Annotated in this window: 15 protein-coding genes and 1 tRNA gene; 7 read left to right on the forward strand and 9 right to left on the reverse strand. The window is 43.1% G+C overall.

The window, feature by feature from the left end; genetic code table 11:
- The first annotated feature begins 14 nt into the window (after positions 1-14).
- The gene (locus H0R92_RS04545) at positions 15-791 is read left to right on the forward strand and encodes a TrmH family RNA methyltransferase (RefSeq protein ID WP_432961574.1); all 777 of its coding nucleotides are present in this window, start codon (positions 15-17) and stop codon (positions 789-791) included.
- Here the strand turns inward: H0R92_RS04545 and H0R92_RS04550 are convergent.
- Positions 754-1725: a hypothetical protein gene (locus H0R92_RS04550; RefSeq protein ID WP_432961575.1), complete on the reverse strand. Its 972-nt coding sequence runs from the start codon at positions 1723-1725 to the stop codon at positions 754-756. The genes H0R92_RS04545 and H0R92_RS04550 overlap by 38 nt on opposite strands.
- 120 nt (positions 1726-1845) lie before the next feature.
- On the opposite strand from H0R92_RS04550, the gene H0R92_RS04555 reads away from it, so the two are divergent.
- The 5 genes from H0R92_RS04555 to H0R92_RS04575 all read left to right on the forward strand — a co-directional run bounded on the left by H0R92_RS04555 (position 1846) and on the right by H0R92_RS04575 (position 7392).
- Positions 1846-1918 (forward strand) — tRNA-Met (locus H0R92_RS04555).
- A gap of 121 nt (positions 1919-2039) precedes the next feature.
- On the forward strand, positions 2040-3299 hold the full coding sequence (locus tag H0R92_RS04560; RefSeq protein WP_432961577.1) for an ATP-binding protein: 1260 nt from the start codon (positions 2040-2042) through the stop codon (positions 3297-3299).
- Positions 3300-3369: 70 nt separating this feature from the next.
- Positions 3370-4353: an Abi family protein gene (locus tag H0R92_RS04565; RefSeq protein ID WP_432961578.1), complete on the forward strand. Its 984-nt coding sequence runs from the start codon at positions 3370-3372 to the stop codon at positions 4351-4353.
- 100 nt (positions 4354-4453) lie between these two features.
- Positions 4454-5458 (forward strand): peptide chain release factor N(5)-glutamine methyltransferase, encoded by a 1005-nt coding sequence (gene prmC / locus H0R92_RS04570; protein ID WP_432961579.1) that lies wholly within the window; start codon positions 4454-4456, stop codon positions 5456-5458.
- Complete coding sequence (locus H0R92_RS04575) at positions 5455-7392, forward strand: RelA/SpoT family protein (protein WP_428770054.1); 1938 nt, start codon at positions 5455-5457, stop codon at positions 7390-7392. Before prmC ends, H0R92_RS04575 begins: the two co-directional genes overlap by 4 nt.
- Before the next feature lie 53 nt (positions 7393-7445).
- Here H0R92_RS04575 and H0R92_RS04580 read toward each other — a convergent pair whose 3' ends face one another.
- The 5 genes from H0R92_RS04580 to H0R92_RS04600 all read right to left on the reverse strand — a co-directional run bounded on the left by H0R92_RS04580 (position 7446) and on the right by H0R92_RS04600 (position 11262).
- The gene (locus H0R92_RS04580; protein ID WP_432961580.1) at positions 7446-7844 is read right to left on the reverse strand and encodes a type II toxin-antitoxin system VapC family toxin; all 399 of its coding nucleotides are present in this window, start codon (positions 7842-7844) and stop codon (positions 7446-7448) included.
- Positions 7841-8083 (reverse strand): hypothetical protein, encoded by a 243-nt coding sequence (locus H0R92_RS04585; protein WP_428770056.1) that lies wholly within the window; start codon positions 8081-8083, stop codon positions 7841-7843. The genes H0R92_RS04580 and H0R92_RS04585 overlap by 4 nt, the downstream gene beginning before the upstream one ends.
- Positions 8084-8404: 321 nt before the next feature.
- Entirely contained in the window at positions 8405-8833 is a 429-nt protein-coding gene (locus H0R92_RS04590; protein WP_432961581.1) for a hypothetical protein, read from the reverse strand.
- 126 nt (positions 8834-8959) lie between these two features.
- Positions 8960-10363: a peptidase U32 family protein gene (locus H0R92_RS04595; protein ID WP_432961582.1), complete on the reverse strand. Its 1404-nt coding sequence runs from the start codon at positions 10361-10363 to the stop codon at positions 8960-8962.
- 2 nt (positions 10364-10365) lie between these two features.
- Positions 10366-11262 (reverse strand): alpha/beta hydrolase, encoded by an 897-nt coding sequence (locus tag H0R92_RS04600; protein ID WP_432961583.1) that lies wholly within the window; start codon positions 11260-11262, stop codon positions 10366-10368.
- A 49-nt stretch (positions 11263-11311) separates the two neighbouring features.
- Here H0R92_RS04600 and metA point away from each other — a divergent pair, with 49 nt between their 5' ends.
- Positions 11312-12220, forward strand: a complete 909-nt coding sequence (gene metA / locus H0R92_RS04605; protein ID WP_432961587.1) for a homoserine O-acetyltransferase MetA — start codon at positions 11312-11314, stop codon at positions 12218-12220.
- A gap of 6 nt (positions 12221-12226) precedes the next feature.
- Here metA and H0R92_RS04610 read toward each other — a convergent pair whose 3' ends face one another.
- From H0R92_RS04610 to H0R92_RS04620, 3 genes are read right to left on the reverse strand one after another with little or no spacing between them, the layout of a single operon-like run.
- Positions 12227-13036 carry a MurR/RpiR family transcriptional regulator gene (locus H0R92_RS04610; RefSeq protein ID WP_432961589.1) on the reverse strand — a complete coding sequence of 270 codons (810 nt, stop codon included), beginning with the start codon at positions 13034-13036 and terminating at the stop codon, positions 12227-12229.
- A gap of 1 nt (position 13037) precedes the next feature.
- Positions 13038-14087, reverse strand: coding sequence for an SIS domain-containing protein (locus tag H0R92_RS04615; protein WP_432961592.1), 1050 nt, complete (start codon positions 14085-14087; stop codon positions 13038-13040).
- A gap of 49 nt (positions 14088-14136) precedes the next feature.
- On the reverse strand, positions 14137-15006 hold the full coding sequence (locus H0R92_RS04620; protein ID WP_432961594.1) for an ROK family protein: 870 nt from the start codon (positions 15004-15006) through the stop codon (positions 14137-14139).
- Positions 15007-15107: the final 101 nt, after the last annotated feature.

Here is a 15107-nt window from a genome sequence, read left to right on the forward strand (position 1 = left end):
CTATACTCAACAATATGAAAAATAAACAACGGGAAGAATTGGCGGTTTGCGGTTATGCGGCGGTCCGCGCCCTGGCCGAATTAAATCCGCAAAAAATAAAGCGTTTTTACTACACGGCAGAGCGCGCTGCCGCTTTCGGCTTTTTATGCAAAAAACTTGCGGAACGCAAAGCGCCCTATAATCAGGTAAAGGACGCTTGCGAACTGGAAAAACTTTCGGGTTCGATTCATCATCAAGGCCTTACGGCAATGATAGAGCCGCCCGCATTTTTGCCGGTAAGTCCTGCGGAACTTCGCGAATGGGCACAAAACCGTGAACGGATTTTAATTTTCGATAATATAGCCAATGCGCAAAATGCGGGAGCCATTATACGGTCGGCCGCTTTTTTCGGCATCCGGCACATCGTTATGACGGCCGAACAGGCGCCTTCTCTTATAACGACAAGCGCCTACCGCAACGCTCAGGGCGGCATGGAATCCATACTTTTGTACACGGTGCGTTCTTTGCCCGCTCTTTTGCGCGATATGGACGGAAAAATACTGCGCTTGGCCGCCGATGCGGGAGGAAAGCTTTCCGTTCGGGATTTACGCATGCATGGACAAAAAGCGCTCGCCGTAATTTTAGGCAACGAAGAACACGGGATATCGGAAAGCATAAAACGCCTCTGCGATTACACGGTGAGTATTCCCGGAGCGCAAAGTGCAAAGGGGGGACGGGTTTTGGACAGCCTGAACGTCGCCCAAGCCGCCGCCGTTATTTTATATGAAATGTCAGCGGTAAATGCGCCGTAAAGGTGTTTCCCGCTTCCAAACGCAAGAGGTTTTGCTTTGTTTCCCATTCGCTTTCGGCGCTTTCAAAGTCGGGCAGGCTGTACCATGGCTCTATACAGATAAACTCAAGCTTTTCGGTTGCGGCGCTCCACAACAAAAGGTAGGGAATGTCTTTTATGCCGACTTCCACCGCTTGTAATGCGGGGCCTAAAGACTGCGGCAGGGACTGCGCCGGCGAGCCGTATCCTTCCTTCGTTCCGGTTTGCCGAGGCTCTTTTTCCCGCAAAGTGATTGACCCGGCGTTTAAACCGCACAGGCATATTGTGCTGCCCCGAAACAAGTCGTCGGCCAAGCCGATTGAACTTTTTTTGTGCATAAAGGAGTTCTTTTTGCCTGAGGGAAGGCCGTTTTTCGTTAAATCGATTAAATCGGGGCTTTGGGCCGTATCGAATACCAGTTCATAGTCGGCGGCGGTTTTGACCTTGCCTGCCGCATTTTTTTCCTGTGCAAAAGGGCATATAAAGCCCGGATGAAACCCGAGTCCGAAAAACATCGGCTCGGTTCCCGTATTTCTAACTTCAACGGTATGAGTAAGTTTCGGCCCTTCAAGCTTAAAGGTTTGTACGAGGCGAAAATCATAAGGAAAGAGTTTGAGCGTGTCGGAAGAGCTTGACGCTTCAAAGCTTAAAGTATCGGCGTTTTCGGCTATACAGCGGTGTTCGGTTTGACCGATAAAGCCGTGGATTCCCGCGTCGAAGGTTTTTCCTTTATGAGTAAACAGGCCGTTTTTTATCCTGCCCGACCAGGGGAACAAAAGGGGCGCATGAGAGTTCCACACCCCCTCTTTTCCCGGCCATAAAATATCGGTACCGCTGCGCAGTTTTATTGCCGTAAGTTCCGCACCGAGGCTGTCTATGGTTATATCAAGGTAATCATTGCAAAGCGTTTTTTTCATATCCTGATAATAGCATAAAAAAAGATTTTTGATGAGTACCCGGCCGGTTGAAAAAAACGAAAAATCAAGAAAAAAGTCCTTGACATAAGTTAAGTACTCCTATATAATAACCGGACACGACGCAGGATAGAGCAGCTGGCAGCTCGTCGGGCTCATAACCCGGAGGTCGTAGGTTCAAGTCCTACTCCTGCTAACGGCCGGTACGGTTTTCCGTATCGGCTTTTTTTTATTCTATTGACTTCTTTTATATTGTCGACTATAATCGACAATATGAGCAGGTTTTTGTCTTTTATATCCGACAGGAGCAAGGGCGTATGAAACGTGAATTGTTAAAAACCGTTATTTACGATCAGCGCAATGTAATAAAAAACTTCCAAATTGTTGACCGCGAATATGCCTTCAATATGAACGCCAATTATGTTTTGATCGGATTACGGCGTGCGGGGAAGTCGACATTGCTGTATAAAATCGTTCAGGATTTAATTGCGACCGGAACCGATTGGAATCAAATTATTTACATTAATTTTGAAGATGAGCGTCTGGCCGAATTTTCTTTGGAAGATTTTAATGATATTCTTTCCGTACAAGCGGAAATGAGCGATAAGCGTGGTTGGTTCTTTTTAGATGAGGTTCAAAATATTGACGGCTGGGAAAAGTTTGCGCGGCGCATGGCGGATTCAAAAGAACATATATTCATTACCGGAAGCAATGCAAAAATGCTTTCGCAGGAAATTGAAAGCCGCTTGGGAGGACGATACCGTACTCAATATGTAACTCCTTATAATTTCAGAGAATTTCTTACCGCTAAAAATATTGATTTTTCAGAAAAGGCTATACTCGGAACAAAAGACAGGGGGAAAATCAAAAGAGCATTTAAAACCTATTTTTACTTCGGCGGTTTTCCCGAAAGCATTCAATATGAAGATAAGCGGGAATATGTTTCAAGCATATATCAAAAGGTATTGCTCGGAGATATAGCTGCAAGAAACGGAATAAGAAATACAAACGGATTGCGGCTTTTAATAAAAAAAATTGCGGAATCCGTTAAGGATGAAGTTTCATATTCAAAATTGCATAATATTCTTAAAACCGTAGGCGTAAGCATCAGTAAGGATGCGGTTATCGATTATGTCGGTTATGCGCAGCAATCATATTTGATTTTTGCAATTAGAAATTATTATTCCAAATTTGTCGATAAAGAAACAACGCCCAAATACTATTTCAGCGACAACGGTCTTTTGAACCTGTTTTTGGATAAGGCGGAAGCCCGGTTGCTTGAAAATCTGGTGGCAATTAATTTACGGAATAGGTATAAAGACAAGGTTTATTATCTTAAAAGTCAAAATCTGGATATCGACTTTTTTGTAGAAAAAACCGGGGAAGTTATACAAGCGGCCTATTCCGTTTCCGACATTTCCTATAACCGAGAAACAAAGGCCCTCGTTCAGGCAGCGAACAGCGTCAAAAAAGCAAAAAAATTCTTTATTATCACGTATGACGAAGAAAAAGAATTAAACATCGGCGGTATAAAAATCACGGTCATTCCGGTTTGGAAATGGCTGCTTAAAAACTAAACCGGAAATAATATTTGCCGCAACTTCCTTATTTATAGATTAAATAAAAAAAATATAATAAACTTATAATATGCAAAAGAAAAAACTCAGTATTCAAGAGCAAGTCGACCACATGAAATCAAATGGAATTCCTTTTAAAATTTCCACTGAAGATGAAGCAAAAGAATTCCTTTCAAATCATTCATATTATTTTAAAATAAAAGCCTATGCAAAATGTTTCCGAAAATATATTAATAATAAGCATAACAAATACGGACAATATATTTCATTGGATTTCAATCAACTTTTAGTTCTATCTAAAATTGATATGATATTCAGGGCGGCTCTTTTAGATATAACACTGGAGATTGAACATTCGTTAAAAGTATATCTGAATAAAAATATTTCAGAGAATGATTTAGAAGACGGATATGGACTGACAACAGAATTCCTGACAAAACATAGCAATCTGCAGCAAAAAATTAATAATATTTTACAATATCCTGATTCAAATACATATACTTATGATATGGTTAAGAAGTATCAAAAGGCTTTTTCATCATGGAATCTTGTGGAAATTCTCACATTTGGAGATTTAATTTCATTTTATGAATTCTATGCTGAAAAATATAAAATTAGAACTAAGTTTGAAAAGCTTTTAAAACCTGTTAAATTTGTAAGAAATGCGGCTGCGCATAATAATTGTATGTTGAATCAACTGAACTCACAAGTGTTAGAAATCAAACCGTCTAAGAAAATACGGAATTATATTACAACTTATATTCCTTCAATCAGTCAAAGACAGCTGAAAAAATATTTAACCGTTCCCGTTTTACATGATTTTGCGGCTTGTATTTTTTCTTTTCTTTATATAGTAAAAAGCAATAATGCGTACCAAAGAGCAGTTATTACTTTAAATCAACTATTTGATAAAATAGAACAATCAAAAGATCTGTACAATAAAGAACTGAATATAATAAGCGGATTGACCTTTATACAAAACATAATTATTTTTTTAGAGAAACAAATTGTAATAATTTTCAACCGTAAAACTCTTGTTTTTTTTGTAAGATAATATATAATATTACTGTAGACCAAAAATCAACAGATTTTACACTCCCGGATGCCTGCATTTGGGAGTGTTTTTTATTCCCCTTTTTTATTATATTTAATGTATGACCCTACGTGAAGCGCGGAAAGAGGCGGTGCGGCTTCTTTCGTCCGCCGATTTTTCAAAACAAGTATCGCCTACTGCGGCATTGGACGCCGACTGCATATTATGCGATCTTTTGCACACAAACCGCAGTTTTCTTTTAGCACACGACGACAAAACGCTTTCTCCTTCAAAACAAAAAGCATTTTTTAAACGAATCGCTCAAAGGGGGGACGGTCTTCCTGTCGCCTATATTACCGGTCATAAAGAATTTTTCGGCTTTGATTTTTGCGTGTCGCCTGCGGTTTTGATTCCCAAGCCCGACACCGAACTGCTTGTTGAGCTCGCCCTTGACGAAATTAAAACACGCGCCGCATACCTACAAAAAAGCGGAAAGGCAGCGGCCTGCACTGAAAAATCAAAACCGGGCGCCGAAGCCTCGCAGCCCTATGACGGCTCCCGGCTGTATATAGCCGATGTGTGTACGGGGTCGGGCTGTGTTATTTTGGCGCTTCTTAAAACGCTTGAAGAAAACCGCTCCGGCCTATTTAAAAACATTCGCCTTATTTCCCGCGCATCCGATATTTCCGAAACCGCCCTTTTTCTTGCACGAAAAAATGCGGCGCGTTTATTGAACCGTTCCGAAATAGAAAAACCGCGTTTTTTTTGCGCGGACTTACTCGCTTTCGGCCCTCCGGCCGGCAGGGTAAGCGAAAGCCGCTATGATATAATTGTGAGCAATCCGCCCTATGTCCCCTCCGGGGTTGCAGCCGAACTTTTAAAAGACGGGAGAAACGAACCGCTTTTAGCCTTGGACGGGGGAAAGGACGGTACGGACATAATACGGCGTCTTATAACGCAAGCCCGGCACGCTTTAAAAGAAGGCGGCGTTTTACTGCTTGAAACGGGCGAATACAACGCTGCCGACACACGGGATGCGCTGACAAAGGCCGGTTTTAGCGATATAATAACATTTAAAGATTTATCGGGATTACCGCGCGTAACAAGGGCTCGAAAAATAATATGAGTGATTTTCAATTAAATAAAACCGTAACCGACAGCGCCGTTTTGCTGGATACTTTTTTCCGCGAATATCCGGATTATACGGGTTCGGATGCCGATCTTATAAAATCGGGCTGGGATTTTTTATGTAAGGCCGCAGGAGCGAAACTGCGTCCCGGCGGAGAACCTTATATTTTACACCCGATGCGCGTTGCCTGCATTTTGGCGGAAAACAAACTCGATGCGGAAGGCATTACCGCCGGCTTTTTGCACAATATTTACAACCTTGAAACCGCCGATGAAAAAGAAGCCGAAAAACGATTCTCCCCCGCGATTGTAAATATCGTCCGCGCCTCAAAGCGCATAACCGGTCTTAATATGCAAAGCAAAACGCTTGAACAAGCCGACTCATTCCGCAAAATGCTTTTTGCGATGACCGACGATATCCGCGTTATTTTGGTAAAAATGGCCGACAGGCTCGACCGTATCCGAAACATAGACGAGTTGGAAAGCGAAGAGCAAAAACAGCTTGCCGCCGAAATTATCGAAATCTGGGCGCCGCTTGCAAACCGCCTCGGTATGTCGGCGGTAAAAATCGAAATGGAAGACTTAAGTTTAAAATATTCCAACCCCGATGTCTTTGCCCAATTAAAACGCATTGTCGCCTTAAAAAAAAGCGAGCGCACCGACTACCTTGAAAAGGCGCAAAAAGAAATTTACAAGGCGGCTTCCCGCGCCGGTCTTGAAGTGAACGTGTACGGAAGGGCAAAGCATTTTTATTCGATTTATCAAAAGATGAAAAAGAAAAACCGCACGGCGGAAGAATTGCTCGACTTGCTCGCTATGCGGATTTTGTGTAAAACCCCCGCCGACTGTTATATTATGATAGGCCTTGTGCATAACCTGTGGAAACCGCTTGAAGGGCGTTTTAAAGATTATATCGCCATGCCCAAGTCGAACGGGTACCAAAGTATTCACACAACCGTTTTATGCGGAACGCGCCCCTTGGAAATTCAAATCCGCACAAACGAAATGCACGCGGTGGCCGAACACGGAGTTGCAAGCCACTGGCTGTACAAAAAGGGGATGAACAAGGACTTGGTCGACATAGACAGTTTGACGATTATCAATCAATTAAAAGAACTGCGCAAAGACCATTTAACCGACAGCGATTTTTTTAACGAAATAAAAAGCGAACTTTTGGGCGACTCGATTTTTGTGTTTACGCCCAAGGGTGAAGTACGGAAACTTCCCTTCGGTTCGACGGCGATAGACTTTGCCTATTCGATTCACACGCACATCGGAGAAACGATTACGGGAGCAAAAGCCGACGGTCATATTATTCCCCTGTCCAAGCCTTTAAAAAACACGCAAATTATCGAGATTTTGACGAATCCGCAGGCGCACCCAACGGAAAATCAATTAGCGCAGGTAAAAACCGCACGGGCGCGCTCCAAAATACGCGCATGGCTTGCCGCAAACGCTCCGCCTGAAACAAAAGAAGCCGCAAAAATCCGCGATACGGAAGTGCAAAAGACGGAAAGCGCAAAAGGTACGCCGCAAAAAAACGTGCCGCTTAAAGGCTCGCCGCCGGGAGCCGAAACTTCGGACTCCGCGGGCGGCGCAGGGCTTTTTCCCGGGGCGGAAGCGGCGGGAAGTACTGCCTTACGGCAAGAAAGCACAGCGGACGCCCCCGTTAAAATCCGCATAGGAGACACGGCAAATTTTTTGGCGTCGACTGCAAAGTGCTGTAATCCCCGCTATGGAGATGCCATTGTCGGCTATGTGTCGCGCGGGAGGGGAATTATCGTTCACCGCGCCGACTGCCCGAATTTTAAGCGCATAGAAAACGTCGCTCAGCGGACGATTCAGGTTATGTGGAAGGAAAGCCCTGCACAAACGTCAAACGCGGCGAAAAGTGCTAAAAAAGACCGCCCTAAAAAATCGGGGAAAAGGTAGAGAAAAAAGGTAAGGTGCAAGGAGGGCAGTTAAATTACTGCATAAAAACCGCATTATTCCGATATATCGATGTTCATCGTGCGGGCAATTTTTATTAATTTTTTGTCGCACGTCAATAATACTGCTTTATTCTTTTTTGCGGCAACGAGATAAAACATATCGTAGACGGGATGTTCATATTCTACGGCTGCATTATACACTTCCTTATATAAGGATTTTGTATCGATAAAATCGTCTATCAAGTCTATACAATATTTTATACCTTTTAAACATTTTGTTGTATCCAGCTTTGAAAAGACTTTATATTTCCAAAATACATTTGTTATTTCAGACGGGTAAATATCAGGTGCAAGTATTATATCCGCCTCTGTACAAATGCTTTTAAAATGAGATGCGTTTTTCATATTCAATGTCATTTCTACAGCCGCGCTTGCATCAAGAACAGCTATCATCGTTCTCTATCCTCTCGCAATAGTATTGCAGGATGCGGAAGCTCCTCTCCTGTAAAATCAAGCTCTTCCATTTTTTTTAAGATAATCTTTCGTCTGTTTTTATTTCCGATTTTTTCGTTAATACTTTCCTGCAGTAGAGATATAGTTTGTTCGGTTATTGTTTTTTGCTCCTTTTGGGCAAGATAATGTATTTGCCGATACATTGCATTAGGTAAATTCCGTACTTGGAGTGTGGGCATAAAACCTTCCTTAAAATAAAACAGCGGAACAAAGTGTCAACTTTGGAAGCTGTTTTATTTGTGCTTTCGTAACACAGGCGCACCCGCAGCGCAGCTTCAAGCGGAAAGCACATAAAATAATGAAGTTTTGCCCTTATAAAATATACAGGCAAAACCCAAATTAAAGTGAGCGACGCCATTTTAGACGCTTACTTTAAACCTTCCTTTATATATCAATATGACAAATTATCAGTACATCTTATATATCGCACAATTATTATAACACAGCTTCCGCTTTTATGCTATTCATATTTTTATGGGAATACTGTCGGTTCGGCTTTATTAGTTATTAGTTTTTTTTAAGTTTTTAATTATTTCCTGAATAAAAATCAAACCTATCAAAGCCGCAATAAACAAAGCAAACAGTCTGACTGCATAATCTCGTATTTGCAATTTTTGTCTTACATATATTTTACGGGTATGAGGCTCTATTCTTAAATCAACCGGGTCCAATTTTGTATTGAATAAGGTAAGAGTCATGTCTTGCAGCTTACCATCGATTATATATTTTATGTTGTACACATATTTTGTTTGAATTGTATAACCTCGATTTTTTGACGGAAGATAGTCGGTGAACATTTGTTCCTGTATATCGACAATTTGTACACTTTCCCAGTTCTTAGACAAACCGTTTTTAATGTTTCCCGTGATTGTTTTAAAACAGAGTAAAAAAGCGCCGGCAAAGCAAAAAAAAGCAAAGATAGTATACATTATTACACTGTGCCGAGCTTGCTTTTTCATCCTTCTTCTATTCCGTTAAGCGGATTGAGTATAAAGCGGTAAGCGAAAAACAATAAAACGCCGATACCTGCAAGCGTTTTTATATTCCAGCGCATATCAACCTTCCCTTTGTGCCCTCACCCGTATAATGGCGCCGTCTTGTAAATCGGCGCTTGTGAATAAAAGGCTGGGGGTGTTGTGGTGTACCGCATCCAGGATTTTTCCCGTTTCGGGGTCAACAAAGCAATAGGTATCGGGAGGTATCTTTAAAGCGGCGCAGTCGGGAGAAAGGGCTTCAAGTTCGGTGCCGCTTCGGGTTTGATTTGCCGGTTTGTATTCGTATAAATGACGCTTTTCGTCGGCTTCTATAAAGTGCGGAATTTTTTCGGGATGAAGCTCTAAATCTTTTTCACGGGCTTTTCGCGCCTCAGGATGCATACCGTCGAGGGAACGCTCGGCTTCGGCGGCAGTGCGGCTCGCCTCGCAAAATATCTTTTCCCTTTCGGCCGCGTTCAGTTTTTTTACGATGGTACCGGCCATATCGTACTCGCTTGTCGTTTCGCCTGAAACCGTTTCGTTTGCATTTTCTTTTCCGTAATAAAAACCGGTGCCGAAAGCGCGGTGGCTTGTTTTGTACAAATCTTCAATAAAGGGGGCGGCTTCGGCGGCGCTTATGCGGCCTTCCAAGCTGTCGATTGCCTTTCTGTATGCGCGCGTTACGATTGCCGTATAATACAGGCTTTTCATACGCCCTTCAATTTTCAAAGAATCCGCTCCCGCTTTTTTTAAATCGTCCAACTTATCAATCATGCATAAATCTTTGGATGAAAGAAGGGCTGTAAAGTTTTCGCCTTCAAAAATCGGAAAATACTCGCCCGGCCGTTTTTGTTCTTCCAGAGCAAGAGAGCCGCTTTGGACAAGCGAATAATCCCAGCGGCATGAGTGCGAGCAAAAACCCGCGTTCGCGCTTCTGCCGTTCATATAGGCGCTCATAAGGCAGCGGCCCGAATAGGCGATACACATCGCTCCGTGCACAAAAACTTCCAGTTCCATGTCCGGCACCGCATCCTTTATTTCGGCGATTTCCGTCAAAGAAGCTTCGCGCCCGAGCACTACCCTGCAAAAGCCCAAGTCGCGGTACATTTTAACGGCCTCGCGGTTTATGCAGTTCGCCTGCGTGCTTAAATGAAGGGACGCATTCGGAAAGTGTTTTTGTATAGTGCGCACCATGCCTATATCCTGAACGATAAAGGCGTCAAAAGGATAGGATTTAAAATAATCGATTTCGGATAAAAAGTTGTCGATGTCGGCATTGTGAAAGCTGATGTTCAGGGCGCAAAAAAGCTTTTTCCCCGGATATTGATTTTTGAGATTGTTGACCGTCTTGTATTCGTCGTCGTAAAAATTATCGGCTTTTACGCGAAGCGAAAAACGTTTTAATCCTATGTATGCGGCGTTGGCGCCGTAAGCGTATGCGTAGCTCAGCTTTTCGACATTGCCTGCAGGAGAAACGAGTTCCATACTTATCCTTGTCTGTTTTTAATGTGAGCGCCCGCTTTTTCAACCGCCAAGTGAGCTTGGGGTAAAAACTCATCCGCCATTTGAAAAAAGTGAATCATGCCTTCCCATAAATCGAGTTCACAGGGAACATCGGCTTTGCGCAGTTTGTCCTGAAAGCACAGCGCGTCCTGCTTTAAAAGCTCGTCGTCCGCCATTTGAATGTATACGTCGGGCAAGCCTGCAAGCATTTCGGGACTCGCAAACATCGGCGATACAAGGGGGTTGGTCAGGTTTGCAGAATACGTATAAAGTTCGGCGGCTGCACGTATAGCTTCGGAAGAAACGATTTTATCGCGGTTGTATTTTGACGGCGTTTTTACGGATTCCGAATCTCCCGATATATCGAACCACGGGGAAAAAAGCACCAGCTCGTCGATTTTTCCGCGGAATTTTTCTTTAATCGACAATACAAGGGCAACCGCGATTGAAGCACCCGAACCGTCGCCTGCAATAATAATACTGTCGTTTTCCGCGTAGAGTTTTTTTATGACCGCCTTTAAATCTTCCAAGGCTGCCGGAAAGGGATATTGGGGTGCAAGATGAATTTCGGGCAGTACGATTTTTGTGCATGATGCGTTTGCAAAAGAAGCGCAAAAGTTTCCCCATGCGGCGCATGAGCCTCCGACAAAGGAACCTCCGTGAACATAAAGGAGGACGCGCTTCGATGCGTACACCTCGGGGGTAAAAACGTCGCAGTCAACTCCTCCGATACTCCGCTTTTCGCGTTCGACACGGTTCGGTAAAATGGGAACGGTAAATTCCGCATTCAATTTTTGCCTGAATTTTTCGATGTCGGCTGAAGGGGTAAAAATCAAATGCTTTATTTTTTTTACGGCTTTTTTTGTGTCGGCGCGCATCATACGCTAAAGTATAGCAAAAAAATCACAAATTTGCTATACTTTGCACGCTATGCCTATAAAAATTCTTTCGGATTTACCGGCGCGTAAAGTGCTTGAAGAAGAAAACATCTTTGTAATGACCGAACAGCGCGCCCGAACGCAGGATATCCGTCCTTTAAAAATCGCCATTGTAAACCTTATGCCCACAAAAATCGCAACGGAAACGCAGATTTTGCGCCTTTTGGGCAATACTCCTTTGCAAGTTGAAATCTTCCTTGTACACATGGAAAATCATAAAACAAAAAATACGCGCGCCGACCACTTGGAACGTTTTTATATTCCTTCAAAAGAAGTACTCAAACGCAAATTCGACGGAATGATTATAACCGGCGCCCCGGTCGAACAGCTCCCCTTTGAAAAAGTCGATTATTGGAAGGACTTAACGCGCATTATGGATTATGCGGCCGAAAACGTTTTTTGCACCCTCTATATTTGTTGGGGCGCACAAGCGGGCTTGTACTATCATTACGGAATTCAAAAATACGATTTGGATAAAAAGCTGTTCGGTATTTTTAAACACAAGCGTATGACAAAGGCAGAACCCCTATTGCGCGGTTTCGACGACGTATTTCCTGCTCCGCAGTCGCGCCACACGGAAGTGCGCAGCGCCGACATCAAGGGCTGTTCCGATTTAACCGTGCTTGCCGAATCCGATGAGGCGGGTGTCCTACTGGTTAAATCGAAAAACAACCGCCAAATCTTTATGACGGGACACTTGGAATACGACACCGACACCCTCGCTTTGGAGTACACGCGGGATAAAAACAAGGGCTTGCCGATAGACGTACCGTGCAATTATTTTCCCGAAGATAATCCCGACAGCACCCCCGTTTCGACATGGAGAAGCCACGCCCACTTGTTTTATTCGAATTGGCTGAACTATTATGTTTATCAGGAAACTCCCTACGAGTTTGCATAGGAAGGGTTAAAATAATTTATCGGATACGCTGTGTGCAGTTACGCTTAAAGTATCTACGGCTTTCGGTAAAGACTTAAACAATCGGTAGCACAAAACCTCGATTAAAAACGATACCGGAATTTTGCTGCCGATTTCGGCATCGAGAACTTGAGAACGAAGCTGAAGACAAAAGGTTAAATCTGCGGTATTTCCCAGCGGAGAGCGAGCATAATTGGTAATTGCAATAACGCTTGCTTTTCCCTTTTTGCCCTGTTTTACCGCATGCAGAATTCCCTTTGTGCTTCCGGAAAAAGAAACGGCTATTAAAACGTCCGAGCTTTTTAAAGTCGAAGCACGTATGGCTTGCAAATGCGAATCTCCTTCAACAGTGGCGTCAAAACCGAGTCTTATTAAACGATAGCACAAATCCCACGCCTGTGCATAAGAGCCTCCGCTTCCGATAACAAGTATTTTTTTTGAAGCGCGCAAAAGTTTTACTGTTTTGTCGAGGTCAAGCGGATCGATGGATGCATTAACGGTGCGGATATCTTCACAAACGCTTGAGAAAAAAGTTGTTTCCGCAATCGGTGTTTCCGTTTCTTTTTGTGCAAGCTCAAGTGCAAGTTTAATTTTAAAATCCTGAAACCCCTTGCACTTGAGCTTTTGACAGAGCCTGATTATTGTTCCGTATCCTGCTCCGCTTTCTTCCGTTACCATCGTTATTGATTTGTAGATAAGCTCATTTTCCTGCAAAATATAATCCGCAAATTTTCGTTCGGCATCGCTGAGTTCCGGGAGCATTGCCCGTATGTTATTTAAAATGTGGGTTTTTTTCATTTTATTCCGTTACAGTAATTTTTTCGCCGTAGTTGAAAATACCCGCTTCAAATCCGCGTTCTTTTGCAAGGGCATGAACAATTCGAGGGTGAATGCCGGAAACTGCCAACGGAAACAAGGTTTCATCGTCTGCCACCGGATTCGGTATTGTCAACACTCGGATTAACTCATGTTTTACAGAGGCAGGCTCGTCGGTTATAACGAGAACCTTTGCGCCTAATTTTGCACTGTCTAAAGCAAGCTTCCATGAAAACCGGCTTGTTTTTCCCTTTGCACAATATATCACAATTGAAAAAAGTTTTCCAACGGATTCAAAGGGGCCGTGCCTAAAAGCGCCGCCGGTAAAAGGCGAGCTTAAACACCGTGTTCCTTCCATAAAAGTTAATGCCGACTGCCGTGCACTCGTATAAGCAGGGCCTCTTCCGACAAAGGCTATTGCGTCTCCGGGCAGTAAATGATCAACTGCTTTTTGAATTTCTTCGTCCGGAACAGAGAGCAATAAATCAGCCGTTTTATCAAGAACATCAAAGAAGTCGGCGGAAGGCGCTTTTCTTTTTGCAAGAGTTTCTCCCATAAGGTTTAATACGGCAAGCGTATTCGTATATGTTTTTGCCGATATACTTGCTTCTTCTCCTCCGAACAAAGGAAAAACGACGTCCGCATATGTACCTAAGGTACTTTCCCGATTATTTGTTATTCCGATAACCGATGATGTAACACGGTTGCCTTCAATCAGTTTACGTATTTCAACGCTTTCACCTGATTGACTGGTTAAAATTGTTAAAACACTACGATGTGGCTGCTCGGGACCGTAATACAGATATTCTCCCGCATCTCGGATGAGCACCGGAACTTCTCCTGCTTCTATTTTCGGCAAAGCGCTGTAAACTGAAAATTCGGAAGTACCCATTCCGAGAAAGTTCAGCGCAGAATGTTTATGCACAAGAGATAGCCAGGTGTTAAGCGATTCAAGCCCGGTTGTTTTGTAATAATCCACAGCACGGTGAAGGGCTTCCGGTACTTGCAAAATTTCTTCATAAAACTTACTCATAATGTTATATTCTCCTGTAAAAATATATGTAACATAATTATTTTGATTGTTAATTGAACAGATGTGCAGAGCCCAAAAGCGGCGCCGCATCTCCTATTTCCGTTTTACGAATATGAATTTTCTTTAAAAGCGGAAATTGTAAAAATGCCGGTGAAAAAAAATCAAAGTCTGTTGAAACCGAGCCTCCAAAAATGATTATATGCGGATCGAGGATATTGACGATTTGACATAATAATTGTGCCAAATATGTTCCGTATTCGTTAAAACACTGAATTGCATACGGGTTGTGTAATTCGGCTTCTTGATGCAATTCTTTCCCGGAAATTGTTTTTCCGGAAATTTTTTCGTACAGCTTTTCCAAAGACTGTCCGCTTAGGTATCTGTCTACTATCGAATTGTTTTCGGGCTTGTCGATTATCGACGTCGGAGAGCGCCAGATTTCTCCCGCTTGTCCCCAAGCTCCTTTAAATATACTTCCGTTTATTATAATTCCCAGGCCGATACTTGTTCCGAGTGTAAAAGTGAGTAATATTTTTCCCGCTTTATCACTTATACAACTGTATTCTCCTAATGCAAAACACGCAGCGTCGTTTTCCAATATAACCGGTCTTTTTAATTGTTCGGATAATTTTTGTGCAAGAGGATAATTCGGCATGGTCGGAAGGTTTTCACACGGATCAAGGCATCCGCCTGTAACCGACGTAGGAACGCCTATCCCGAGCGGACAATTTTTTGCTCCCGTTTCTTTTTCGGCCGAGCGAATAAGGTCCAATATATCATTCACTATCTCTTGCGCAGGGCGATTGCGTTGTGTGGGGCGGCGGAAAATTCGGCTTTTAACAACCGTATTTTCCACTAGGGCGCAACGCATTTGCGTTCCGCCGAGGTCAAACCCCCAAACGAGTTTTTCCTTTGTCATAAGGCGGATTATATATCCAAAAAAATATTTTGTAAAGGATTTTTTATCCGTGTTTGGTTTGTTTTTGGATATTTTATACTTGACAACAGGCAAGAATGGAT

This window comes from Treponema sp. OMZ 840, assembly GCF_050937815.1.
In the GTDB taxonomy this organism is placed as follows: Bacteria; Spirochaetota; Spirochaetia; order Treponematales; family Treponemataceae; genus Treponema_C.

Bases quoted from the DNA above. Each gene is read 5' to 3' on its own strand.
- metA (WP_432961587.1), top strand. From the start codon at position 11,312: ATGCCTATAAAAATTCTTTCGGATTTACCGGCGCGTAAAGTGCTTGAA.
- H0R92_RS04595 (WP_432961582.1), bottom strand. From the start codon at position 10,363: ATGGAACTCGTTTCTCCTGCAGGCAATGTCGAAAAGCTGAGCTACGCA.
- H0R92_RS04565 (WP_432961578.1), top strand. From the start codon at position 3,370: ATGCAAAAGAAAAAACTCAGTATTCAAGAGCAAGTCGACCACATGAAA.
- H0R92_RS04620 (WP_432961594.1), bottom strand. From the start codon at position 15,006: ATGACAAAGGAAAAACTCGTTTGGGGGTTTGACCTCGGCGGAACGCAA.
- H0R92_RS04560 (WP_432961577.1), top strand. From the start codon at position 2,040: ATGAAACGTGAATTGTTAAAAACCGTTATTTACGATCAGCGCAATGTA.
- H0R92_RS04550 (WP_432961575.1), bottom strand. From the start codon at position 1,725: ATGAAAAAAACGCTTTGCAATGATTACCTTGATATAACCATAGACAGC.
- H0R92_RS04585 (WP_428770056.1), bottom strand. From the start codon at position 8,083: ATGCCCACACTCCAAGTACGGAATTTACCTAATGCAATGTATCGGCAA.
- H0R92_RS04590 (WP_432961581.1), bottom strand. From the start codon at position 8,833: ATGTATACTATCTTTGCTTTTTTTTGCTTTGCCGGCGCTTTTTTACTC.
- H0R92_RS04610 (WP_432961589.1), bottom strand. From the start codon at position 13,036: ATGAAAAAAACCCACATTTTAAATAACATACGGGCAATGCTCCCGGAA.
- H0R92_RS04615 (WP_432961592.1), bottom strand. From the start codon at position 14,087: ATGAGTAAGTTTTATGAAGAAATTTTGCAAGTACCGGAAGCCCTTCAC.
- prmC (WP_432961579.1), top strand. From the start codon at position 4,454: ATGACCCTACGTGAAGCGCGGAAAGAGGCGGTGCGGCTTCTTTCGTCC.
- H0R92_RS04545 (WP_432961574.1), top strand. From the start codon at position 15: ATGAAAAATAAACAACGGGAAGAATTGGCGGTTTGCGGTTATGCGGCG.
- H0R92_RS04600 (WP_432961583.1), bottom strand. From the start codon at position 11,262: ATGATGCGCGCCGACACAAAAAAAGCCGTAAAAAAAATAAAGCATTTG.
- H0R92_RS04580 (WP_432961580.1), bottom strand. From the start codon at position 7,844: ATGATAGCTGTTCTTGATGCAAGCGCGGCTGTAGAAATGACATTGAAT.
- H0R92_RS04575 (WP_428770054.1), top strand. From the start codon at position 5,455: ATGAGTGATTTTCAATTAAATAAAACCGTAACCGACAGCGCCGTTTTG.